At 68.5% G+C, this 21332-nt stretch carries 25 protein-coding genes; 13 read left to right on the top strand and 12 right to left on the bottom strand.

Annotated features, from left to right (window positions below):
* Window positions 1-28: 28 nt before the first annotated feature.
* Window positions 29-559, bottom strand: a complete 531-nt coding sequence (locus B7R22_RS13500) for a GNAT family N-acetyltransferase (RefSeq protein WP_116412206.1) — start codon at window positions 557-559, stop codon at window positions 29-31.
* A 90-nt stretch (window positions 560-649) separates the two neighbouring features.
* Here B7R22_RS13500 and B7R22_RS13495 point away from each other — a divergent pair, with 90 nt between their 5' ends.
* Complete coding sequence (locus tag B7R22_RS13495; RefSeq protein WP_116412205.1) at window positions 650-1081, top strand: chemotaxis protein CheY; 432 nt, start codon at window positions 650-652, stop codon at window positions 1079-1081.
* A complete protein-coding gene (locus B7R22_RS13490) occupies window positions 1078-1392 on the top strand; it encodes a winged helix-turn-helix domain-containing protein (RefSeq protein ID WP_116412204.1) in 315 nt (104 codons plus the stop codon). The genes B7R22_RS13495 and B7R22_RS13490 overlap by 4 nt, the downstream gene beginning before the upstream one ends.
* Window positions 1393-1410: 18 nt before the next feature.
* Here B7R22_RS13490 and B7R22_RS13485 read toward each other — a convergent pair whose 3' ends face one another.
* From B7R22_RS13485 to B7R22_RS13475, 3 genes are all read right to left on the bottom strand, one after another.
* Window positions 1411-1656, bottom strand: a complete 246-nt coding sequence (locus B7R22_RS13485) for a hypothetical protein (protein WP_116412203.1) — start codon at window positions 1654-1656, stop codon at window positions 1411-1413.
* A 141-nt stretch (window positions 1657-1797) separates the two neighbouring features.
* Window positions 1798-2052 carry a hypothetical protein gene (locus tag B7R22_RS13480; RefSeq protein ID WP_116412202.1) on the bottom strand — a complete coding sequence of 85 codons (255 nt, stop codon included), beginning with the start codon at window positions 2050-2052 and terminating at the stop codon, window positions 1798-1800.
* A 22-nt stretch (window positions 2053-2074) separates the two neighbouring features.
* Window positions 2075-2389 (bottom strand): ArsR/SmtB family transcription factor, encoded by a 315-nt coding sequence (locus B7R22_RS13475; protein WP_116412201.1) that lies wholly within the window; start codon window positions 2387-2389, stop codon window positions 2075-2077.
* An 85-nt stretch (window positions 2390-2474) separates the two neighbouring features.
* Between B7R22_RS13475 and B7R22_RS13470 the strand changes: the two genes are divergently transcribed.
* The gene (locus B7R22_RS13470) at window positions 2475-3524 is read left to right on the top strand and encodes an SDR family oxidoreductase (protein ID WP_116412200.1); all 1050 of its coding nucleotides are present in this window, start codon (window positions 2475-2477) and stop codon (window positions 3522-3524) included.
* Here the strand turns inward: B7R22_RS13470 and B7R22_RS13465 are convergent.
* The 4 genes from B7R22_RS13465 to B7R22_RS13450 form a co-directional block, all read right to left on the bottom strand.
* The gene (locus tag B7R22_RS13465) at window positions 3432-3992 is read right to left on the bottom strand and encodes a MarR family winged helix-turn-helix transcriptional regulator (protein WP_116412199.1); all 561 of its coding nucleotides are present in this window, start codon (window positions 3990-3992) and stop codon (window positions 3432-3434) included. The genes B7R22_RS13470 and B7R22_RS13465 overlap by 93 nt on opposite strands.
* A gap of 4 nt (window positions 3993-3996) precedes the next feature.
* A complete protein-coding gene (locus B7R22_RS13460; RefSeq protein ID WP_116412198.1) occupies window positions 3997-4863 on the bottom strand; it encodes an MBL fold metallo-hydrolase in 867 nt (288 codons plus the stop codon).
* Between the two features lie 161 nt (window positions 4864-5024).
* Window positions 5025-6005: a diacylglycerol/lipid kinase family protein gene (locus tag B7R22_RS13455; RefSeq protein ID WP_116412197.1), complete on the bottom strand. Its 981-nt coding sequence runs from the start codon at window positions 6003-6005 to the stop codon at window positions 5025-5027.
* Window positions 6006-6014: 9 nt separating this feature from the next.
* Complete coding sequence (locus B7R22_RS13450) at window positions 6015-6347, bottom strand: hypothetical protein (protein ID WP_116412196.1); 333 nt, start codon at window positions 6345-6347, stop codon at window positions 6015-6017.
* On the opposite strand from B7R22_RS13450, the gene B7R22_RS18845 reads away from it, so the two are divergent.
* From B7R22_RS18845 to B7R22_RS13410, 9 genes are all read left to right on the top strand, one after another.
* Complete coding sequence (locus tag B7R22_RS18845) at window positions 6346-6582, top strand: hypothetical protein (RefSeq protein WP_147305389.1); 237 nt, start codon at window positions 6346-6348, stop codon at window positions 6580-6582. The two genes, B7R22_RS13450 and B7R22_RS18845, sit on opposite strands and share 2 nt — an antisense overlap.
* Before the next feature lie 157 nt (window positions 6583-6739).
* A complete protein-coding gene (locus B7R22_RS13445) occupies window positions 6740-7846 on the top strand; it encodes an ABC transporter substrate-binding protein (RefSeq protein WP_172582381.1) in 1107 nt (368 codons plus the stop codon).
* Between the two features lie 21 nt (window positions 7847-7867).
* Window positions 7868-8713: an ABC transporter permease gene (locus tag B7R22_RS13440; RefSeq protein ID WP_116412194.1), complete on the top strand. Its 846-nt coding sequence runs from the start codon at window positions 7868-7870 to the stop codon at window positions 8711-8713.
* Window positions 8710-9714 (top strand): ABC transporter permease subunit, encoded by a 1005-nt coding sequence (locus tag B7R22_RS13435; RefSeq protein ID WP_116412193.1) that lies wholly within the window; start codon window positions 8710-8712, stop codon window positions 9712-9714. Before B7R22_RS13440 ends, B7R22_RS13435 begins: the two co-directional genes overlap by 4 nt.
* Entirely contained in the window at window positions 9711-10853 is a 1143-nt protein-coding gene (locus B7R22_RS13430) for an ABC transporter ATP-binding protein (RefSeq protein WP_116412192.1), read from the top strand. Before B7R22_RS13435 ends, B7R22_RS13430 begins: the two co-directional genes overlap by 4 nt.
* 318 nt (window positions 10854-11171) lie before the next feature.
* A complete protein-coding gene (locus B7R22_RS13425) occupies window positions 11172-13889 on the top strand; it encodes a hypothetical protein (RefSeq protein WP_116412191.1) in 2718 nt (905 codons plus the stop codon).
* Between the two features lie 108 nt (window positions 13890-13997).
* Window positions 13998-15050 (top strand): PLP-dependent cysteine synthase family protein, encoded by a 1053-nt coding sequence (locus B7R22_RS13420; RefSeq protein ID WP_216363454.1) that lies wholly within the window; start codon window positions 13998-14000, stop codon window positions 15048-15050.
* Between the two features lie 195 nt (window positions 15051-15245).
* A complete protein-coding gene (locus tag B7R22_RS13415; protein ID WP_116412189.1) occupies window positions 15246-15824 on the top strand; it encodes a GNAT family N-acetyltransferase in 579 nt (192 codons plus the stop codon).
* Window positions 15821-16489 (top strand): hypothetical protein, encoded by a 669-nt coding sequence (locus B7R22_RS13410; RefSeq protein ID WP_147305388.1) that lies wholly within the window; start codon window positions 15821-15823, stop codon window positions 16487-16489. Before B7R22_RS13415 ends, B7R22_RS13410 begins: the two co-directional genes overlap by 4 nt.
* Window positions 16490-16508: 19 nt before the next feature.
* Here B7R22_RS13410 and B7R22_RS13405 read toward each other — a convergent pair whose 3' ends face one another.
* The gene (locus B7R22_RS13405) at window positions 16509-16844 is read right to left on the bottom strand and encodes an ArsR/SmtB family transcription factor (RefSeq protein ID WP_116412187.1); all 336 of its coding nucleotides are present in this window, start codon (window positions 16842-16844) and stop codon (window positions 16509-16511) included.
* 56 nt (window positions 16845-16900) lie between these two features.
* Between B7R22_RS13405 and B7R22_RS13400 the strand changes: the two genes are divergently transcribed.
* Complete coding sequence (locus B7R22_RS13400) at window positions 16901-18142, top strand: MFS transporter (protein WP_116412186.1); 1242 nt, start codon at window positions 16901-16903, stop codon at window positions 18140-18142.
* 43 nt (window positions 18143-18185) lie between these two features.
* Here the strand turns inward: B7R22_RS13400 and B7R22_RS13395 are convergent, their stop codons facing one another.
* The 3 genes from B7R22_RS13395 to B7R22_RS13385 all read right to left on the bottom strand — a co-directional run bounded on the left by B7R22_RS13395 (window position 18186) and on the right by B7R22_RS13385 (window position 21261).
* Window positions 18186-18602, bottom strand: coding sequence for a DUF3224 domain-containing protein (locus B7R22_RS13395; RefSeq protein ID WP_116412185.1), 417 nt, complete (start codon window positions 18600-18602; stop codon window positions 18186-18188).
* 9 nt (window positions 18603-18611) lie between these two features.
* The gene (locus B7R22_RS13390; RefSeq protein WP_116412184.1) at window positions 18612-20375 is read right to left on the bottom strand and encodes an APC family permease; all 1764 of its coding nucleotides are present in this window, start codon (window positions 20373-20375) and stop codon (window positions 18612-18614) included.
* A gap of 196 nt (window positions 20376-20571) precedes the next feature.
* Complete coding sequence (locus B7R22_RS13385; RefSeq protein WP_116412183.1) at window positions 20572-21261, bottom strand: SDR family NAD(P)-dependent oxidoreductase; 690 nt, start codon at window positions 21259-21261, stop codon at window positions 20572-20574.
* Window positions 21262-21332: the final 71 nt, after the last annotated feature.

The following is a 21332-nucleotide window of genomic DNA, read 5'->3' as shown; positions in this document are numbered from 1 at the left end:
CGGGTCTGGCCTCAGCGGGCGGTCTGGCTCACTCGGCGACGGCGGGGAGGGCATGCGAGGTGAGGTGAGCAACCATGTGGACTCGGCGTTCATACCGGTCGAGACCATGTTCCGCCTCGACGTCGATGAGAGAGCGGTGGAACGGCGTCGTCGGCTCCTCCTCGATGAAGCCTGCCGTTGCGTAGAACGGAGCGTTCCAGGGGACATCGGCGAAGGTACGCAGTGAGATCTGCGCGTGGCCGCGCATCCGCGCGTGCTGCTTCGCAGCTTCGACCAGCATGCGACCCACGCCCTGTCGCGCATGCTCGGGTGTCACCGACAGCTGTTCCAGGTGGCAGAAGCCTTCTGTCTCCAGGACGTGCGCGAAGCCAGCGACGCTGTCGTCAGCGAGTTCGGCGACGAGCAGGAAGCCGGGCTGGGACGCCCGAGCAGCTCCCGCTGGAGCGGCGGGCCAGCCGTCCGGGTGGAACTGGTTGATCAGCAGCTGGTCGGCCCGGTTCTCGATCTGCTCGATCGCAGACAGGTCACGTGCCTGGGCGAAGCGAACACGCAGAGGCATGACACAAGCGTACGAGCCGGTCGGCAGATCGCAAGTACTTGCAATAATGGCAAGTACGTGCGATGATGGGATCAGACGAGAGGAACACCAATGGACACCACACCCACCATCACCGCCACGGAGGCCCAGCGCCTCCTCGATCAGGCAGATCGGCTGAGTCGCTCCGCGCACAACGCCACCCGCTGGCCCTACATCGCGTTCATTCTCGCGCTCGGCGTGGCGACGTCGATGGGAACATTCGCGATGGCGTTGGCCACAGGAGACGCCTTCGGGCTCGCCTACGTGGGCACGCTGGCTGTGATGTTCGCGCTCGTGATCTTCTTCATGGTGAGCATCCAGGGCCGATCGGCGTTCGCTCGCAGCCGCCGCTGGACCGGGTACATCGTCAGCTGGTTCATCACCTACGCTGTAGCACTCGCCGTCGTCATCTGGGCACACGGATCTGTTCTCCTGGCCGGCACCGCGTCCGGACTGGTACTCGTGGTGGCGATGATCTGCGCGGCACGGGAGGCGCGCTCGTGACCGCCCTCGAGCAGCATCCCCGACACCGGCTCGACGATCTCCTGCAGAACCCCGTTCGCTTCTCGATCGTGGCAGCCCTGGACCGCGCTGGTACGCTCGGATTCGGAGAAGTGCGCGACGCGGTCGAGATCACAGACTCGGCGCTGAGCAAGCAAGTCTCGTCGCTGGAATCCGCGGGGTATCTCTCCGTGGGCAAGTCGTTCGTCGGCAAGATGCCGCGCACCTCCCTCACCCTCACCCGTCACGGGCGCTCCGCCTGGGCGGCCCATCTGGCTGCACTCCGAGAGATCGCCGGCGAACCGGGCCGGTAGCGGGCCGCGAAGGGGGCGTCATCGCTGGCGGCTGGCGGGCAGCGCGACCAGCGACAGCAGCGCTGTGAGTGCGGATGCGGCGAGCACGATCCACGTGATCGCCGAGGTGCCGGACGCGCCGATCGCCACACCCGCCGCGAGTGTGCCGGTGCCGATCCCGAGAGTCGTGCCACTGACGATCCAGCCGTTCGCCTCCGTGAGGGCAGCAGGCGCACTGAGCTGCGAGATGCGTTCGAAGACCTGGCCGAGCGTTGGAGGGAGCATCAGTCCCGAGATTCCCGCGGCGAGGATGCAGGCCCACGTCGGGAGCCGCGTGATGGCGAGCGCGAGGTACCCGACAGCGAGAAGGATGCCGCAGAGGGTGAGCAGGCGCTCGGGCGAGGAGCCGAGCGGGCGGCTCGATTCTCAGTCGACCGGGCTGTTTCTGCTCCGCCGGTTCGCGCGCGCCAACCGGATGCGCGTGAAGCTCGAATGGGAGGCCTCCGTCGCGAGCGTGCGGGCGGTCGGCACCTCGGTACCGGGTTTCCCCTGCACGATGTTCTCGCCTCCCGGAGGCCGGGCCGTCGTGGTTGTGCCGCTCCTGGTGTCGGACAGCCCGCGGGTCTCGTCGTGCTGCTCGGTGGCCCGGCGGTGCTGTTCGTGGTGGCAGCGCAGACGCACGGGTAGCCGCTGTCTAGCTGCGTCAGAGTTCAGCCCCGACGAGCCGGCCCACACGCGTGATCTGCTGTTCGTTCCGCTGGTAGTGCGACCACTGTCCGATACGAGTGCACGTCACCAGGTTCACGCGCTGCAGCGTGGCCATGAACTGCGAAGCGGTCGACTGGGAGACGTTCGCCCGAGCCTGGATGTGTTTCAGGCACACCCCGACCACCTCTGCGGGCTGGTCCTGCGGAGGGAACGACGACGGTTCCTTCAACCACCCCAGAATCGCCAAGCGGGTCGGGTGGCCCAGCGCCTTGAAGACCGCCACCATGTCATCGACCGACTCACTGTTCATTCTCCGACTGTATCGCAGTATCGCGATTTACCGATGTTGTGCTAGACAGTACATCGTAGAATCGCGGTTTGACGATGGAGGCAGGATGCAGAAGACGGCGCTGGTGGTGGGAGCACGCGGAGTGATCGGCGGCAACCTCGTCGCGCACCTCGAACGGGAAGGCGATTGGCGCGTGATCGGACTGTCTCGCAGGGGCGGAGACGATGCCGGGGTCGTGCGTAACATCGCCGTCGACCTGCTCGACCGGAACGACACGGCCGCCACGCTCGCCCCGCTCACCGAGGTGACTCACGTGTTCTACGCCGCGTATCAGGACCGTCCCAGTTGGGCAGAACTGGTGCCGCCGAACCTTGCGATGCTCGTCAATGTCGTCGACGCGATCGAGCCCGTCGCGCCGAGGTTGGAGCACATCAGTCTGATGCAGGGGTACAAGGTCTACGGCGCGCACCTCGGCCCGTTCGCCACTCCTGCGAAGGAGGATGACCCGCCCCACATGCCTCCGGAGTTCAATGTCGATCAGCAGGACTTCCTCGAGCGTCGGCAGCTCGGCGCCTCGTGGTCGTGGTCGGCTCTCCGGCCATCCGTCGTCGCAGGTGTGGGGCTCGGCAATCCGATGAACCTCGCCATGGTGATCGCCGTCTCCGCCTCGATCAGCAGGGAGCTGGGGATACCGCTGCGGTTCCCGGGCAAGCCGGGTGCGTACACGAGCCTGATCGAGATGACCGACGCGAATCTTCTCGCCCGGGCCACCACGTGGGCCGCCACCAATCCGGGAAGCAGGAACGAGGCCTACAACATCACCAACGGCGACATGTTCCGGTGGTGCACCATGTGGCCGAAGATCGCCGCCTTCTTCGACGTCGACGTGGCGCCGCCGCTTCCCATGAGCCTGACCGAGATGATGGCAGACAAGGCCGACCTCTGGAACACGATGGTCGAGAAGTATGGCCTTCTCCCCACCCCCTACCAAGACGTGTCGTCGTGGCAGTTCGGGGACTTCGTCTTCAGCTGGGATTACGACGTGATCGCAGACACCTCCAAATCACGCCGGGCCGGGTTCCACGACTATGTCGAAACCGAAGCCATGTTCCTCCGCATCTTCCAGAACCTCCGCGACCAGCGGATCATCCCCTGAATCCGCCGGATACTCCGCGGCAAGCCGCTTATGGAGCGATTCCCCAGCCGGCGAATGCTCCGTCAGCCGGCCCAGGGCGCGGATGAGAACCTGCTGGTCAGCGTCGCTGACGGCCGCATCGATCGAGTCGTAGAGCCGGCCTTCGATTCTCCGAACCCGCTCAGCTGTGCTCGCGCCGAGGCGGCTGGCGGAGAGCCGGATCTGGCGCCTGTCCTGCTTGCCGGGATGCCGTTCCACGAGGCCTGCCGCGACAAGTCGGTTGACGATTCGGCTCGGATTCGTTCCGCTGTCGCAGACCAGCATGTCGCCGAGTTCGCTGAGCGCGAGAGGGCCGTGGTCGGAGATGAGGCCGAGCGCCTCCGACTGCGCCGGCGTGAGGTCGAGCTCCGTCAGGAGCGCCTGAAGCACCCGGTTGCCCTCCCGCTGCGCTGCGAGGATCAGGTAGCGGAGTTGCTCTGCTGTTCTCACCGGGTCAGCCCCTGGCCCGCAATAGTGCTGACACGAGCAGACCTGCGGCTGCCGGGTCGTGGGCCGCAAGGATCGGCATGGTGGGGTGCCGGAGAGCCAGCTCATTGACGCGTCGGGTCGTCTCTTCGAGGACGGTCCTTCTGCCGACCCCGGGGACACGGCCGGCGGCAAGGAGTTCGGCGTCGTAGGTGACATCGCCGACGAACAGCATGACGGGAAGTCTCGCGCTCTGGAGGAGCAGCGACAGCGAGCCCGGCGTGTGGCCCGGTGTCGGCAGGAGGAGTAGAGAGCCGTCGTCCATGACGTCGTAGGCGTGAGTGAACGGTGCGATCGAGTCCCCGGGGAAGGGTCGCGGAGTGATCGGGACCCACTCGAGGCCGGGGATCTGGATGTGATCGCGCATCACCCCGTTGAGGATGGCGAACCGCTTCTGCAGTCCGGCAAGTTCGATGTCACTGGCCATCACCCGCGCCGACGTCGGCAGTTCACGCAGGCCTCCGATGTGGTCCTGGTGCAGATGGGAAAGGATCGCGGTCTGCACGTCGGCGATGTCGTAGCCGAGGTCGTGCAGCTGGTCGGTGAGTGTGGCACCGTGGGGGATGTCGAACGTGGCAAGGCGTCGATAGAGGTGCCCGGGTATGCCGCCGGGGAAGTAGTCGGGATCGGTGACAGAATTCTGGTCCTGGCCCGTGTCGAAGAGCACGAGCCCCTCCGCGTGCTCGATCACATACACGTTGATGGGGCGAGGCGTCGTCCAGTGACGAGACGTGTTGAGCCACCACAACAACGGCGTGCCGCGGGTCTCCACGTGTTCGGGGCGGATCTGCACCGTTCCCGTGCTGATAACCGAAACCCGTCGGATCTCTGACACGGCGCCTCCTCAGTGCATGATGCGACATATGTGTCATGACATACATCATAGGGTATGCGGGCGCTCGACCTCGTCAATCTGCGGGTCGGCGGGTTCGACCATCCCGAAGCCTGATCGATCGCCGAGCCGTTCACGGAGCTCGACACGATCGGCGGTTGACGCTAGGCGGGCACCCGCACGTCGAGGGCGCTGGGCTCCACCCACGCGTTGAAGGCCGTGGCACGGCCGAAGGCATCGCCGTCGAGCTCGATCTCCTCGGGGCGGGACAGGCGGGCCGTGAACTTCTTCACGGTGCTGTATTCGAGTTCGTGGTCGTTGCGGTGCTCGCCGACGAGAGTCCTGCCGAGCTTCGTGCGACGCACCACGCCGTTGACCCAGGCGACCTTCGTCCAGATGCGGAGCCACCCGAGCACTCCGCCCGGCCGCATGACGAGCAGATCCAGCGAGCCGTCGTCGACGACAGCATCGGGCATGAGCAGGATGTTCGCCGGCAGCGATCCGCAGTTGCCGATGATGAGCGTGTTCGCCTTCTCCCGCACCACCGGTCCGTCATCCTTCCGGAATCGGAGGTGCAGCTCGTTGGGGTCGCGGAGTGAGGTCACGATGGCGCGGACGTACGCCGCCCAGCCGGCTTTCGCCTTGAGGTCGTCGTCGGTGTTCTGGATCATCTTCGCGTCGATGCCCATGCCGGCCATCACCACGAAGACGTGCCTGTCGCGTGTGCCGCCCTGCCGCTCGATGTCGATCACGCCGAGGTCGATGGGCCGGTTCGTGCCGGTGAAGGCGGTGTGCACCGAGTGCTCGAGGTCGTTGAGGGTGAGATCGAGGTTGCGGGCGAGCAGGTTGCCGGTGCCCGATGGCAGGAGTGCGAGTGTGACTCCGCTACCCCGCAGGGCTTCCGTCACCGCACGGACAGTGCCATCGCCGCCCGCTGCGAGCACGAGGTCGACGCCCGCTGCGAGGGCCTCCTTCGTGGCCTCCTGGCCCACATCCTCCACGGTGGTCTCGAAGAAGAGCGACTCGCCCCAGCCGGCAGCCGACGATTCGGTGGCGACGATCGTCTTCAGCAGGTCGACATCGACCTTGATCGGGTTGTAGACAACAGCGGCTACTCGGGTGGCGGCGGGTGTGGCGTCGGGCACGCGGGTCTCCTAGAGGTCGTCGAATTCTTCAGTGTAGGCAATCGGATCTGCGAGGCCCGCAACGTTGGCGCTCCGCAGGCGGGAGGTCTGCTGGTCGAATTCGGCCACCAGGGATGCGTCGATCAACTCGTCGTGCTCGCTGTCCTCGGTTGAGGAGATGATCTGGCTCGCCGGGCCGACGAGAAGGCGCACGCTACCGGTGGTGCCATCGGCGTGCAGGCAGGGGATGACGACCGTCTCCGACCCATTGGTGGCTGCGAGCGCCCCAGCGTAGTCGAGCAGTGCCCTGGCGATCTCCGATCCCGTCAGGATCGAATCGCCCGAATAGTGGATTCTGTCCATGCCTTCTTTTTACCCCACGCAGGGGATCTACCCCGAGGCTTGCGCGGTGGGTGCGGATGCCGTAAGCCTCCGCCCCCGGCCTCCACCGCTCGACCGTGCGGGCGCAACGGGGAAGGTTCAGGCGGCGTTGGTCGTCACGCGCGGGCCCATCCAGTCTGGCGGTCGGCCGGTCGGTCGGTCGGCCGGCGCGGTGCTGCGGCACACAACGGATGCCGTGGCCGGGGGCATCCGTTAAGGCGTTCTTCACCTGCTGTCTCCGAGCGCTCTGCGGGCCGTACGCGCCCCCCTCCTAACGTGTGGATGTCGCCCCGGTGGCCCAGCAGCCCGCACCCGAACGCGGGCACCACCAACGATGTACCGGAGGAATCTTGTTCACTTTTCGTCGCAGCACGATGGGAATCGCCGCCCTCGCGGTCGCTGCACTCGCGCTGACCGCCTGCTCCTCGACCGCCTCGACCACCGGCAGCTCTGCCGCTGCCGTCGACGCCCAGACCGCCACCAGCGTCTCGGCGTTCGGTGACCTCGACGGGCTCGTCGCCGCAGCCAAGGCCGAGGGCTCACTCAACGTCATCGCCCTCCCGGACGACTGGGCGAACTACGGCAAGATCATCGAGGCCTTCAAGGCGAAGTACGGGATCACCGTGAATTCGGCGAGCCCCGATGCATCCAGTGCCGAGGAGATCACCGCGATCACGAGCCTCGCCGGCCAGGACACCGCGCCCGATGTGGTGGATGTCGGCCCGGCGGTCGCGCTCGCCAACACCGACAAGTTCGCTCCCTACAAGGTCTCCGCCTGGGGCGACATCCCCGACGAGAACAAGGAGTCGACTGGCCTCTGGGTCAACGACTACACCGGTCTGATGTCGATCGGCTACAACTCGAACGTCATCAAGACCGCCCCGGCGAAGCTCGACGACCTGCTCGGCGCCGACTACAAGGGCAAGGTCGCGATCAACGGCGACCCGACCCAGGCCGGTGCAGCCTTCGCGGCTGTGGGGCTCGCGGCTGTCCAGTCGGGTGGCACGCTCGACGACTTCCAGCCCGGGATCGACTTCTTCCAGAAGGTGAACAAGGCCGGCAACTTCCTCACGGTCGACCCGACCCCGGCCACGATCGCCTCGGGTGAGACCGCCGTCGTCTTCGACTGGAGCTACAACAACCTCGCGGCCGCCGCGGCGACCCCGGGCTGGAAGACCACCGTTCTGCCCGGCACGGCCTACGGCAGCTACTACAACCAGGCGATCAGCAAGGACGCCCCGCACCCCGCGGCCGCCCGCCTCTGGCAGGAGTTCCTGTACAGCCCGGATGCCCAGAACCTGTACCTCGCAGCGGGAGCGTTCCCCGTTCTGCTCGGTGCTATGGAGACGGCCGGAACCGTCGACACCACGGCCGAGGCCGCTGTTGGAAAGATGCCCGAGAACTTCGTCTCGCCGACGTCGGACCAGAGCGCGGCGGCTGCTGCGCTGCTGTCGACCAACTGGGCAGCGGCGATCCAGTAAGCAGAGGCACGCCTTCACCCCATGACGAAGAAGCTCGCCGTCCTCGGCCTCACACCGTTCGCGCTGTACATTCTGCTGTTCCTCGCGATCCCCTCGGCGCTGGCGATCACGACGGGCTTCTTCGACAAGGCGGGGGCGTTCACCCTCGACAATGTGGGTGCGCTCTTCTCCCCCCAGATCCTGCAGACCTTCCTGAGCTCGTTCTGGGTCTCGGGGGTCACCGCGGTGATCGGGGCGGTCGTGGGAGCGCTCGTCTGCTACGCCTTGCTCGGCACCAGGCCTGACGGGACGTTGCGGTCCACCGTCAATTCGGCCGCCAGCGTGCTCGCGCAGTTCGGCGGGGTGATGCTCGCCTTCGCGTTCATCGCGACGATCGGCGTGCAGGGCGTCATCACCGTCTGGCTGAAGGATGCCGGACTCGACATCTACGGCAACGGCGTCTGGCTCTACCAGGTGCCGGGCCTGCTTCTGCCCTACCTCTACTTCCAGGTGCCGCTCATGGTCATCACGTTCATGCCCGCGCTTGAGGGCCTGAAGCCGCAGTGGGCCGAGGCGAACTCCAGCCTCGGCGGCAGCCGGTTCACCTACTGGGTGCGGATCGCCGGCCCGATCCTCCTGCCGTCCTTCCTCGGCAGCCTGCTGCTGCTGTTCGCCAACGCGTTCTCGTCGTATGCGACGGCTGCCGCGCTGATCAGCCAGGGTTCGCAGATCGTTCCGCTGCAGATCCGGTCGGCGCTGATCAGCGAGACGGTGCTGGGGCGCGCGAACATGGCGGGCGCACTGGCGTTCGGGATGATCGTGGTGATGGTCGTGCTCATGTTCGGCTATTCACTGCTGCAGTCCCGCACGGCGAGGTGGCAGCGATGAGCGGGGCGCGGGTGGATGCCCGTGGTGCCGCGACGCGTGGCCGCACGGCCGAACCACGGGTGGGGGCGGCGCCCTCGCGGCTGACCCGCACGATCATCCTGAGCGTGGTCGGGCTCGTGTTCGCGATCCCGATCGTGGCCATGATCCAGTTCACCTTCCGCGACGGGTTGAGCGGTTCGTACACTCTCGGCCACTGGACGGGCCTCGCCGACCCGGCTGTCAACACGAAGTACGCGCCGCTCGTGACGGCGCTCGGCAACTCCGGTGTGCTGGTCGTGGTGACCGTGCTGCTGGTGCTCGTCCTGCTGCTGCCGACCATGGTGCTCGTCGAGCTGCGCTTTCCGCGGCTGCGGCGCGTGTTGGAGTTCGTCTGCATCGTGCCCATCACCGTGCCGGCAATCGTGCTGGTCGTCGGGCTCGTTCCGGTGTACAGCGTGGTCGTGAAGGTCGCCGGCAGCTCGATCTGGTCGCTCGGCTTCGCCTACGGGGTGACGGTTTTGCCGTATGCGTACCGTGCCATCCAGGCGAACCTCGGCACGGTCGACGTCATCACGCTCAGTGAGGCCGCGCGGTCGCTCGGGGCGGGCTGGGCGACCGTGCTGTTCCGGGTCATCCTGCCGAACCTGCGGCGCGGGATGCTCGCGGCGGCGTTCATCTCGGTCGCGGTGGTGCTCGGGGAGTTCACGATCGCGTCGCTGCTCAATCGCGTCAACCTGCAGACGGCGCTGGTGCTGATCTCGAAGAGCGACCCGTACGTCGCCGTGATCTTCTCGCTGCTCGCGCTCGGCTTCGCTTTTGTCCTCCTGCTGCTGATCGGGCGGTTGAGCACCGTCGGGGCTGGCCGCACCCACCGCCCGCGTCGCCCGTCGGACGCCGGGAACGTGGCGCTCCCGGTAGCCGCCGGCTCCTTGTCGCCGGCCACCGTTGTTCTCCCCGCCGCAGTCCTTCCAGCTCCCGGCGCAGTCCCGCCGGTCCCCGCCGCAGAAAGAGCCAACCGATGACCTCACTCACCGCACCCGCCCCCCGGGCCGGTCTCGCGCCCACCGTCGGCGCATCCGTCGAGCTCATCGACGTGGTGAAGGACTACGGCACCGGCACCCTCGCGCTCGACTCGCTGAACCTGCACGTGCGACCGGGTGAGTTCGTCGCCCTGCTCGGCCCGTCGGGCTGCGGCAAGACCACGGCCCTCCGCTCGGTGGCCGGGCTCGAGAGCGTCACCAGCGGCGGCGTCGCGATCGGCGGCGTCGACGTGACCGACCAGCCGACGAACCGGCGCGACCTCGGGATGGTCTTCCAGTCGTACTCGCTGTTCCCGCATCTCGACGCCGCACGGAACGTCGAATTCGGGCTCCAGATGCGCAAGGTTCCGGCGGCGCTCCGCCGCACGCGGGCGCTCGAAGCCCTCGAGATGGTCGGCCTCGGCGGCTACGGCGACCGGTTCGCCCACCAGCTCTCGGGCGGGCAGCAGCAGCGCGTCGCGCTCGCCCGCGCCCTCGTCACCCGGCCGCGCGTGCTGCTGCTCGACGAGCCGCTGTCGGCGCTCGACGCCAAGGTGCGGGTGCAGCTGCGGGACGAGATCCGCCGCATCCAGACGGAGCTCGGCATCACCACGCTGTTCGTCACCCACGACCAGGAGGAGGCGCTGGCGGTCGCCGACCGGGTCGCCGTGATGCGTGCCGGCACGATCGAGCAGATCGGCACCCCCGAGAGCCTCTACACCCAGCCCGCGACGACGTTCGTGGCGGAGTTCGTGGGTCTCAGCAACCGCCTGCCCGGGGTGGCGGCGGGCGGCTACGCCCTCGTGCACGGGATCGAACTGCCCCTGCTCGACCCGACGGTGGCGCCGGGGCCGGTGACGGTGTACGTGCGGCCCGAGGACCTCGAGATCGTGCCGTCCGGCACCTCGGCCGTGCCGGCGGATCCGCTCAGCGGCACTCCCGCCCTGACCGGCCCCGCTCCGGTGCTTGTGGGCACGGTCGTCTCGACCAGCTTCCTCGGCTCGATCCGCCGCTCCACCGTGCGTCTGCCCGACGGAGGTCTCATCGCCGTGCAGCACGGGGTCGGCGTGCGACCCGCCCCGGGCGAGCACGTGCACCTGCGCTTCGGCGGCGCCTGCGTCTCGGCCACCCCCGCCCCCTGACCCACCCTCCCCTCTCCCACCCGCTCGCCCGGGCCCGCGCCCCCGCGAAGGGACCCATATCGTCCCAACCGGGCCGCGGTGGCGCGTTTCGGGTCCCTTGACGGGAGCCAGCCCACCCTCGCACCCGCTCGCCCGGGCCCGCGCCCCCGCGAAGGGACCCGTATCGTCCCAACCGGGCCGCGGTGGCGCGTTTCGGGTCCCTCGCCGGTAGCCGGCCGCGGGGTTCACCCCATCGGGGGGTGCACACCAGTGCCCGCAGGTCGCTAGTCTCAGCCTGCGCACCTGCGCGACACCCCGAACAGAAGACGAGCATCGGTCATGCCGCGCAGAAGTCACCGCCTCCGCTCCCTCCGCTCCTTCCGCCTCCTGCGCGTTCCGGCCGTGCTCGCGATCGGGGTGGTCGTCGGCACCGGCGGCGTCGTCGCAGCGCCGGCTCCCCAAGCCCAGGCGGCCACCTCCGTGGTGTCGAGCACCAACACCTGGATCAAGACGATCACGAGCGTTCTCGGCCCGGCCGGCAAGGTGTTCGGCTTCGACACGGCGCCGCTCGACCTCGCCGCTGCCTTCATCGGCCCGCTTCTGTCGATCATCCTCGGTGACGACGGCGGGCAACCCAAGGGCCCGCAGATCCAGGATGTGCTCGACCGGCTGGAACAGCTGAACGACATCGAGAACAAGATCGACATGCTGCATGACGACCTGGCGACCATCCAGAGCCAGATTCTCGACACCGATCAGCACGTGCTGATGGGCACCTGCACGGTACAGACGACGCAACTGAACGCCTATCTGACGAAGCTGCAGTCGGCGCAGTCGAAGTACAAGACGATGCTCGAACGGGTCGAAGACCTCAGGGCGCACGGCGGAGACGGCGGCGAACTGCAGCTCGCCGTCAACGAGTTCGTCGACTACTCCCTCGGCGACGCCGGGCGAACGGCTGTCGTCGGGACGCCGCTCGGTGACGGGGTCATGTCGGTGAACACGGCGCTCCTGACAACCGGGGGAGGCCCGGGGCTGATCAAGAGCTGCGGGGAGGCCTACCTCGCCGCGTGGCGGAACGGACAGGCGCACGCCGGAGCCGACGACGCGGGCCGCTGGCTCGACGACCGTACCTACTACGAGCCCCTGCAGAACCTGGTCGAGTTCTGGCAGACCGCCAGCGCGCAGGGTGCCTTCCTGGTGGAGGAGGCCGCTCTTCTGAAGTCGGCGCGCACGTGGGTCGGTGACGGCAATGCGCTCGCACCCGAAGACCAGGCATCGGTGTGCAAGCTCGCCCTCAGTGCGACCGGTTCGACCACTTCGGCCAAGACGCGAGCGATCTGCCGCGACGGATCCGTGTTCATGCAGACCTTCTACAACGGGCTCGCCGCCGAGTGGCGAGAGGTCGGGATGCCGCTCAGCAACGATGACATGGTGCTGAGCCCGGGTTCCGACGTTACGGGCGTCGTCTACAACAACAGGGTCGTCCCCTCGACGCTCTGGGCCCGGAACCCCTCCACCTTCCCCGCATCGTGGACGAGCGGCACATGGACCACGTCCGCCACGCCGGTCACCGTCGACAGCATCCCTGGGTTCGCGCCGGCGACAGAGTCTCAGTGGCTCGACCTCAGTTCGGGTTACGCGGCCACCCACCCGTCGAACCAGCCGGCTGTGGCCAAGCCGTTCAACAGTTGGGACGCCCAGAAGAACCCGTACAAGGCGGCTGAGGTCACGCCCTTCGCCCCGGTCGACGTTCTGGCCCAGATGCGGAACAGCGTGCAACCGGGGGCGCCAGCCGCCGACGGTACCCCGACCACGACGCACCTCTTCGACCTGACGGGGGTGACGTCGGCGTGGATCCCGAACCAGACGGCGAGCCACACGTTCCCGATGTTCGTCGGCCGCGAGCCCTTCGAACTCGGCAAGGCCGACGGATTGACCTTCCCGCCATCGTCCTTCCAGGACGGTTTCAATCAAGCCGGGCAGTCCGACTACGTCTACGACGACAACGGGCTCGCGGTCAAGTGTTTCGTGGCTCCCGTCGACGGCGTGGTCTGCAACGACACTGTCGGTTCGTGGTTCATCGCTCGGGAATCATCGGAGTACAACTACCTCGAGGCCTTCCAGGCCTTCTCGGTCATCCCGGGGGCGACGGAGACCGGTCGGCTCGTGATCGCCTCCTACCCTGACTCGGGATGCTTCGGTATCCCCTCCGAGTGCGCCTGGCGCGTGACATCCATCGACCACACCTACGACCTCCCCTCCTGGCTCGCCCCGTTCACCACGAAGTCGGGCCAGAAGTACGAGGGCGACCCGACCGCGAAGGCGACTCTCTGGCCGGTGGCCGCAGTTCCAAAGGAATGCGGGACGACCAGCTGGGGCGTGCCGACCCAGTGCCGGGCGAGCATCGATGCGTGGCTGAAGGCGACCATCCCGAACCCGAGCATCCCGGGCCCGGTGGCGACGTCGGCGGCGACGGTCAGCGACCATGACTTCACCGACCGCGCCTACTGCGAGGTGCCGAGCTGGCAGCCGAACGCGAGCGAAGCCGGGGTCGCCATCACGACCGGCGAAGTGACCTGGACGGGCTGGAAGACGGACGGCGTCACCTACACCGTCACGACCGCCGCCGCGGATCCGCTCGCGCTGACCGATTTCGCGCGAAAGGCGGGCTGGTACTCCGACGCCTTCGCTGGCGTACGGGAGTCGTTCACGCTGCGGTGTTCGTTCGCGGCCCGGTACACCGATCTCGCGACGGAGACCACCGTGCAGAGCGCCGTGGCGACCGCGACGCGCGTGGCGGGAGCGAACACGTTCCTCCTCACGGGGGTCGGAGCCGGGGACCCGGGTGCGGGGTCGGGTTCGGGTTCGCCGGGCACCGGTACGGGCGGTTCGCTTGAGCCCGTAGTTGCAACGAACCCGAACCAGGCCTCTGCCGGCCAGCTTGCCGCCACGGGGAGCGAGGCGGGCCTCTGGGTGCTCCTCGCGGGCGCTCTCGCCCTCTTCGGGGTCGTGGCAGCGCTCATGGCCCGACCGCGGCTGCGTCGCCGCCGCTGACGGGTCGACGTCCGGTACGGGATACTGGGGCGTGCGCCGTGCCCGAACAGTGGGCGCGGCGAAGCCCAGCCAGCGGCCCCGCGCCGGCTGCGAGAGACGAGGAAGACCGTGACACCCGACCGCCGCTGGATCACCGAGGCCATCCGCGAGCTGAAGGCCGACAGCACCCGGAGCGCCGACACGCACCTGCTGCGCTTCCCCGTGCCGGCCGACTGGGGCGTCGACCTGTACTTCAAAGACGAGTCGTCGCATCCGACGGGCTCCCTCAAGCACCGCCTCGCCAAGTCGCTGTTCATCTACGGCCTGGTCGGCGGGCACATCGGGCAGGGCACGACGGTGGTGGAGGCATCCAGCGGCTCGACCGCCGTCTCGGAGGCCTACTTCGCCCGGATGCTCGGGCTCGACTTCGTGGCTGTGATGGCCGCCTCGACCAGCCGCCGCAAGATCGAGCTGATCGAGGGCTACGGCGGCCGCTGCGTGCTCGTCGCGACAGCCGGCGAGGTGTACGCCGAGGCCGAGCGCATCGCGCGGGAATCCGGCGGGTACTACCTCGACCAGTTCACGAACGCGGCTGTCGCGACCGACTGGCGCGGAAACAACAACATCGCCTGTTCGATCTTCGAGCAAATGGCGGGGGAGCGGCATCCGGAGCCCACCTGGATCGTGTCGGGCGCCGGCACCGGCGGCACCACGGCGACCATCGCCCGCTACGCCCGGTACGCCGGCGTCGCGACGCGCGTAGCGGTCGGCGACCCCGAGGGTTCGGTCTTCGAGGAGGCGTGGCGCACCGGGCGGACGGATGTCACGGGCCGAGGCTCCCGCATCGAGGGCATCGGGCGGCCGCGGGTGGAGCTCTCGTTCCTGCCGTCGGTGATCGACTGGGTGCAGACGGTTCCGGATTCGGCGTCCATCGCCGCGATGACGGTGGTCTCCGACGTGCTCGGCCGGGCGCCCGGCCCCTCCACGGGGACGAACCTCGTGGTGGCGCTCGACCTCGCCCGGGACATGGTGGCGCGCGGCGAGACCGGCAGCATCGTGACGCTGCTCTGCGACGGCGGCGACCGCTACTCGGACACGTACTACGACGCGGGCTGGGTGGCGGCGCAGGGCTTCGACGTGGCGCCGCCGCTCGCGGCGCTCCGCGAGCGCCTCGCCCGCTGACGCGCCCCCGCCCCCGCCGCTCTCCGGGTGCTGCGCTGACCCCGCGCCGCACGTGAAGCGCGCCCATTTGTCGCTTTCGCGGGTGCGCGCGCAGGCACGGAAGCGACAGACGTGCGCGGAAGCGTGCGACTGCGGGGATGCAGCGCACGGCTGGGGCGCGTTTAGGCTGGGAGCAGAGCGACGAGAGGCGATGACGTGCAGCACGAGATCCATCTGGCGGGGTACGGCATCCGACTCGAACCTATGGCGACGGCGCACGCCGAGGCTCTGCAGGCCCTCACCGACGACGCGCTCTGGGCGGGCATGACGTCGCCAAGGCCGCTGGATGCCGCCGCCTATGCCGCACACATCGACGCCCAGCTCCAGACGCCCGGCACGTTCGCCTTCGTGGTGCTCGGCGACGACGGAACCGTGCGCGGCACCACGAGCTTCTACGAGTACTCGGCTGCGCAGCGCCGCATCGAGATCGGCAGCACCTGGTACGGCCGGGAGTTCTGGGGCGGACGCACCAACCCCGCGGCGAAACGCCTGCTGTTCGGCCACGCGTTCGACGAGTTCGGCGTCGCGAGGGTGGCGCTCCGCTGCGATGCGCGCAACACGCGGAGCGCCGCCGCGATCCAGCGTCTCGGAGCGGTGCCGGAGGGTGTGCTGCGCTCGCACCGTTCCTCGCCCGACGGCAGCCGCGGCGACACGGCCTACTTCTCGGTGCTCGAGGCGGAGTGGCCGAATGTGCGCCGCGGCCTCGACGAGCGGCTCGACGAGCAACTGGCGTGAGTGCCGTGACAGCGGCGCATCTGCATGGCCGACGGGTGACCCGCCTGCTCGCCGCCGCCGCCGGCGTGTCGGCCTTCGCTCTCGTCGCCCTGGTCTCCCTCGCGCCCCCGCCGCAGGCTCCGGGCACGATCGACGCCTACGGCTACGTGCAGGCCAGCGCCCGGGGGTCGCTGCAGATCGTGACGGTTCCCGGGGATGCGGCGGGGGTGACGGTCACCCGCGACGACTATTCGGCCACGGCGGGGGTGAAGACCCTCTCCGCCGGAAGCACCAACAAGGACTGGGCCACGCTCGTGCTGTTTCTCGCCGGGTTTCCGATGACCGAGTCGAACGTCACCGTGATGATGCGATGGATGCGGCAGGAGAACGGCCCACCCGACTGGTGGAACCGCAACAATCCGCTGAACAACGGCTGGGGTTCGGGCGGCGGCAGCGGCTTCGGCAGCTACGACACCCTGGTCACCGCGGCGGCGAACTGCGCGGAGGCCCTGCACAGCGTGGGCGGCTATTCGGCGATCGTCGCCGGGTTCGCCGCCTCCGCCCCGACGGCCCAGATCGAGAGCGCCATCTGGGCGTCACCGTGGGCGTCGAGCCACTACGCGAACGGTGCCCACTGGTCGTACGCTCCGGTTCCGGTCGTCGCCTCGCCCTCGGGCACCTGGTGAACGCCGCGCGGCGGCCGAGTCACGCCGTGCGGAGGTCCGCGACGGCGCTCTCCGAGGTGAGCGACGCGATCAGCCCCGGAAAGCGCGCCTCGAGCTCGTCGCTCCGGAGGGCTATCCGGTGACTCCGGCCTTCGATGACGACCGTGGTCAGCCCGGCCTCCCGCAGCGTCTTGAAGTGGTGCGAGAGCGTGGACTTCTGGATGTCGAGCCCGAACGCTTCGACGTTGCAGGCGTGGTACTCACCGTCGGCCAGCACCTGCACCATCTTCACCCGGCCGGGGTCGGCGAGGGCGCGCAGGATGCTCGTGAGCCGGATGTCGTCGGCGTCGGGCTGCGGGAACGGATTGTCGGGCATCCGGGAGACCTCCAAAGTAGTTCGACGCATGTCAAACCGTCTGCTAGCTTATCGGTATGACGAACATCGAACGATCTTACTCCGCCAGGCGGCCCGACGGGCGGCTCGTGCTGCTTGCCATCGGTCTCTTCGTCGTCGGGACGAACGCGTTCGTCATCGCAGGTCTGCTGCCCGCCATCGCCACGACGCTCGGAGTCGCCGCGAGCGACGTCAGCTACTCGATCACCGCGTACGCGATCGTCGTGGCGGTGGCCGCACCGGCCGTCGCCATCCTGCTGCCGCGCGTCTCGCGGACGACTCTCATGGCGGCCGGCCTCGTGCTGATCGCTCTCGGAACCGTGCTGGCCGCGGCATCCACGACCCTGCCGCTGTTCACGACGGGCCGTGTTCTCGCCGCCCTCGGTGGGGCGGCTCTCGTCCCTGCCGCCACAGCCGCCGCCGCGAGCCTTTCGACGCCGGCCGCCCGTGGCCGCGCCATCGCGTTCGTCTCGCTGGGCTTCACGGCGGCCACGGCTCTCGGTTCTCCGCTCGGCACGGCCCTCGGAGCCCTCGGCGGCTGGCAGCTGCCCCTGCTGATCGTCGCGGGCATCTCGGCGGCGCTCGCGCTTGCTGTGGCGCTCTTCGTGCGAGGCATCCCTGTCGGGCACCCCGTGTCTCTCCGGGCGCGATTCGCGCCCCTCGCCGACCATCGCATCGTGCTCACCCTCGCCGCGACCCTCTTCCTCATGGCCGGCTTCAACATCGTCTACATCTTCAGCTCGTCGATCACTGCCGGTGCGACCGGCGGCAGCGGCAGTCTGCTCGCAGTGCTGCTGCTGGTCTACGGCGTCGCCGGAACCGCGGGTAACGTCGCTGCCGGCCGGCTCACCGACAGGCTCGGCAGCAGGCGCACGGCGACACTCTCCCTGGCCGTGCACGCCGTCGCCCTGGTTGCGCTGCCGATCATCGATGCGAACTACCTCTCCACGGCCGTCGTCTTTGCGATCTGGGGTTTCGCCGCCTTCGCAGCGGCTCCCGCTGTTCAGCACCGGGTGATCGTCATCGACCCCGCCGCATCCGGCCTCGCCCTGTCGTGGTACACGACCGCCATGTACGCGGGCATCGCGATCGCGCCGCCCCTCGGCGCCGCGGCCCTCGGCCTCAGCGGGACCCAGGCGCTTCCCCTCGTGGGAGCTGCGGCCGTGGTTCTCGCTCTCGTGCTGTTCCAGCTCGGCTACCTCGCGAAGCCCGGGCGCCGCGCCGGTACGCGCGAGTCTCAGCCCGGGATCGGGTCTCCGGCCCCCGCGCCGCGCCCCTGACAGCGCCGCACGGGCAACAGGCCCAGCGCGAGCGGGGTTCGGGTCAGGGGGTGAGGGTGAACTCGAAGAAGGCGCCGTCGGCGTCGTGCACGATGCGGGCCGCCCCCGCGAATCCGGCGAAGTCGCCGGTGCCGGTGCCGGGAACGATGTAGCCGAACGCAGACGGATCGCCCGGATGCTGCAGGGCGCCGTGGTGCACGGTGAATGAGCCGGAGCGGCCATCGTCGAGGGTGCCGGTGATGCGCTCGGCGGCGAGGTAGCCACGACCCGACTCCTCATCGCCCGACGACAGGAACTCGGCGACGCTCTCGCCCACGAGGCCAGCGGTGTAGGTCTTCCGCATGATGATCGCGCCCACCCACTCGCCGTCGCCGTCGAGTCCGCTGAGGGATGACGGGTCCCAGCCCGTCACGGAGAAGCGCGCGGTGAGGGTGGTGGGCGTCTGCGCTGGGTCGGTCATGCGAACAGCCTACGGAGCGGAGTCGCCGGAGGGAACATTCGGAACTTCCGTGGTGTCGGGAGCGCCCCGCTTCTTCTTCTGGAACCGCTTGCCGGTTTCGAGGTCGACCGCGATGAGCCCGGTCGGCAGGTTCGACAGGTCACGGGCGATCACCGTGGTCTCCTCAGAGTCAGGCAGCCGGATGCCCACCGGGTAGTGCTCGCCGGCCAGAATCAGGTCGCTCCGGCGCTCGAGCGTCTGGCCCTTGAAGAAGGCGGGGCTCCGCCAGCGCATGATCAGCATCAGGATGACGCCGAGCACGAGCGACCCGACGCCGACGACCGCGACCGCACCGATGCCGAAGATCGTCACGTTCTCGTCGTTCTCGTCGGTGAGCCAGTCGGGCAGCGCGTACTGGATGAGGCCGAAGATGAAGACGGCGGTGAGCATGAGCCCGCCGAGCAGCGGGATCACCCCGCGCATCATGAAATCGCGGAACGTCGCCGTGAGCGTTCGGCGGTAGTACCAGACACAGGCGAAGCCCGTGAGGCCGTAGTAGAACGCGATCAGCAGCCCGACCGATCCGATCAGCGCGCTCAGAAGTGTTGGCGAGATGAGCGTGAACAGCAGGTAGAACGCGGCCGAGATGACGCCCATCCCGATGGTCGACCAGGTCGGCGTGAGGAACTTCGGGTGAATCTTCGCGAAGTTCTCGGGCAGCGCTTTGTAGACGGCCATCGAGAGCGAGGTGCGGGCCGTCGGCAGGATGGTGGTCTGCGTGGACGCCGACGCCGAGGTCAGGATCGAGATGTAGAGCAGTGCGAGCATGATGCCGCCGAAGGCCGAGTCCCCGAACAGGTCGGGGCCGATTGCGCTGAAGACGTCGCTGGCATTGTCGGGGTTGCCAAGGCCCACACCCTCGGTTCCGACCCCGGCGAACGCGATGGTCGCAACCGCCACGAGGGCGTAGGTCACGAGCAGCAGAAGTGTCGAGATCACGGCTGCGCGACCGGGGGTGCGGCCCGGGTCATCGCTCTCCTCGTTGATGGAGACGGCGGTGTCCCAGCCCCAGTAGATGAAGACGGCGGTGAGGATGGCCGGGGCGATCACCGTGCTGAAGTCCAGGTCGAACGGCAGGAACCACGAGATGTCGGGCATCAGGGAGTAGCTCTCGGCGGTGCCGGTGTACACCTTCACCAGTGCGAACACGGCGAAGACGACGAGGATCACGACCTCTATGCCGAGAAGGGCATATTGGAGCCGGGCGGAGACCTCTATGCCGCGATAGCAGATGTAGGTCATGATGGCGATCCAGGCGAGACCCGCCACCGTCGACCAGAACACGTCTCCGGAGAGGGCGCTGATCGCGTCGTCGTTGAAGAGCTTGCCCACCAGCGTGAACGAGTACGACCCCGCAATCTGGGCCAGGTTGGCCATGACGATCACGTCGGCGGCGATGATCCCCCAGCCGCCCATCCAGCCCGTCTTCGGTCCGAACGCCCGCGAGGCCCAGGTGAAGGTGGTGCCGCAGTCGGGCTCGGCCTTGTTGAGCTCCTGGTAGGCGACGGCGATGAAGTACATCGGCACGAAGGCCAGCAGGATGATGCCGGGCGACTTCACCCCGGCGAGCAGCGAGCCGCCGGAGGCGACGATGAAACCGAGACTCGCGGCCAGAGAGTAGGCCGGTGCGGTCGAGGCGACGCCCACCACCACGCTGCCGACGAGACCGAGGGCGCCGCCCTTCAGCCCCTTGCTCTCGACATCGGTGCTGCCTCGTGCGGGGGCTGTTGTCATCGGGCACCACTCTCTTCCGGCGGTTCACCGGCGTCACCGGGATAGACAGACAGTAGTGCCCGCGGGCCCCTTCGCGCCAGTCTTCGGAGGTGTACGTGTCGAAACGCTTCGGAATCGGTGGTGTCGGGAGCGATCACAGCCGGAAAGCGTCGTCTGGGAAAGCGAGGCAGAACCGCGATTGCGCGCCGAGGATTTACTACGCCTGGAAGGCCGAGCTCGGCAGATCCTTCTCGTTGGCGACGATCGCCTGCACGATGCGGTCTGCGACAGCGTCGGGGTCGAGGCCTGCGGGGAAGGCGGGTGCGGTGCCGGCGAGCGGATGCCGCGACAGCTCAGTCTCGGTGTGCCCGGGCCGTGCATCCAGAACCCGCACGCCCGCTCGCCGGAGCTCCCGGGACGCCGCCTGCACGAAGGCGGCCAGCCCGGCCTTCGACGCGGAGTAGGCCGCCATGCCGGCCGTGGGAGACTCGGCGACGATGCCGCTGATGGTCACGATGAACGGACTGCGGTCGGCGGCGGCCGATTCCGCCAACCGCGGGAGCGCACCGCGGATCAGACGGATCGGCGCTGTCGTGTTGACCGCGAAGAGCGCATCGAGGGTCTCGTCGTCGAGCTCGCCGACGGGCCCGAACGCTACGGCGCCCGCCGCGATCACGATGCCGTCGAGGTGTTCGGGATGTGCGGCAGCGGCGGCCAGCAGCAGGGAGTCAGCCGCTTCGGGCGCCCGCAGGTCGGCCAGGAACGCGTCGGGCCCGGCCAGCGTCACGGGGTTGCGTGCGGCGCGCACCACGGTCGCGCCGGCATCGGACAGGCGGCTCGCGATCCTGCCGCCGAGTCCGCCCGACGCGCCGAGCACCAGCACCACTGCACCTTCGAGGTTCGTCATGCCCTGAGCGTATCCGCGCGCGCCGGGACGACGGCACCCCTTGCGGAGGCCGCCCGTCGTCCCCAACGCGA

Origin of the sequence: Subtercola boreus (assembly GCF_003399635.1) — a bacterium.
In the GTDB taxonomy this organism is placed as follows: Bacteria; Actinomycetota; Actinomycetes; order Actinomycetales; family Microbacteriaceae; genus Subtercola; species Subtercola boreus_B.
This window is presented reverse-complemented; position numbering and strand designations above follow the sequence as displayed.

Coding starts and splice junctions, on each gene's coding strand:
- B7R22_RS13500 (WP_116412206.1), bottom strand. CDS start 559: ATGCCTCTGCGTGTTCGCTTCGCCCAGGCACGTGACCTGTCTGCGATC.
- B7R22_RS13495 (WP_116412205.1), top strand. CDS start 650: ATGGACACCACACCCACCATCACCGCCACGGAGGCCCAGCGCCTCCTC.
- B7R22_RS13485 (WP_116412203.1), bottom strand. CDS start 1,656: ATGCTCCCTCCAACGCTCGGCCAGGTCTTCGAACGCATCTCGCAGCTC.
- B7R22_RS13475 (WP_116412201.1), bottom strand. CDS start 2,389: ATGAACAGTGAGTCGGTCGATGACATGGTGGCGGTCTTCAAGGCGCTG.
- B7R22_RS13470 (WP_116412200.1), top strand. CDS start 2,475: ATGCAGAAGACGGCGCTGGTGGTGGGAGCACGCGGAGTGATCGGCGGC.
- B7R22_RS18845 (WP_147305389.1), top strand. CDS start 6,346: ATGCCTTCTTTTTACCCCACGCAGGGGATCTACCCCGAGGCTTGCGCG.
- B7R22_RS13450 (WP_116412196.1), bottom strand. CDS start 6,347: ATGGACAGAATCCACTATTCGGGCGATTCGATCCTGACGGGATCGGAG.
- B7R22_RS13445 (WP_172582381.1), top strand. CDS start 6,740: ATGGGAATCGCCGCCCTCGCGGTCGCTGCACTCGCGCTGACCGCCTGC.
- B7R22_RS13440 (WP_116412194.1), top strand. CDS start 7,868: ATGACGAAGAAGCTCGCCGTCCTCGGCCTCACACCGTTCGCGCTGTAC.
- B7R22_RS13435 (WP_116412193.1), top strand. CDS start 8,710: ATGAGCGGGGCGCGGGTGGATGCCCGTGGTGCCGCGACGCGTGGCCGC.
- B7R22_RS13430 (WP_116412192.1), top strand. CDS start 9,711: ATGACCTCACTCACCGCACCCGCCCCCCGGGCCGGTCTCGCGCCCACC.
- B7R22_RS13425 (WP_116412191.1), top strand. CDS start 11,172: ATGCCGCGCAGAAGTCACCGCCTCCGCTCCCTCCGCTCCTTCCGCCTC.
- B7R22_RS13405 (WP_116412187.1), bottom strand. CDS start 16,844: ATGCCCGACAATCCGTTCCCGCAGCCCGACGCCGACGACATCCGGCTC.
- B7R22_RS13400 (WP_116412186.1), top strand. CDS start 16,901: ATGACGAACATCGAACGATCTTACTCCGCCAGGCGGCCCGACGGGCGG.
- B7R22_RS13395 (WP_116412185.1), bottom strand. CDS start 18,602: ATGACCGACCCAGCGCAGACGCCCACCACCCTCACCGCGCGCTTCTCC.
- B7R22_RS13390 (WP_116412184.1), bottom strand. CDS start 20,375: ATGACAACAGCCCCCGCACGAGGCAGCACCGATGTCGAGAGCAAGGGG.
- B7R22_RS13385 (WP_116412183.1), bottom strand. CDS start 21,261: ATGACGAACCTCGAAGGTGCAGTGGTGCTGGTGCTCGGCGCGTCGGGC.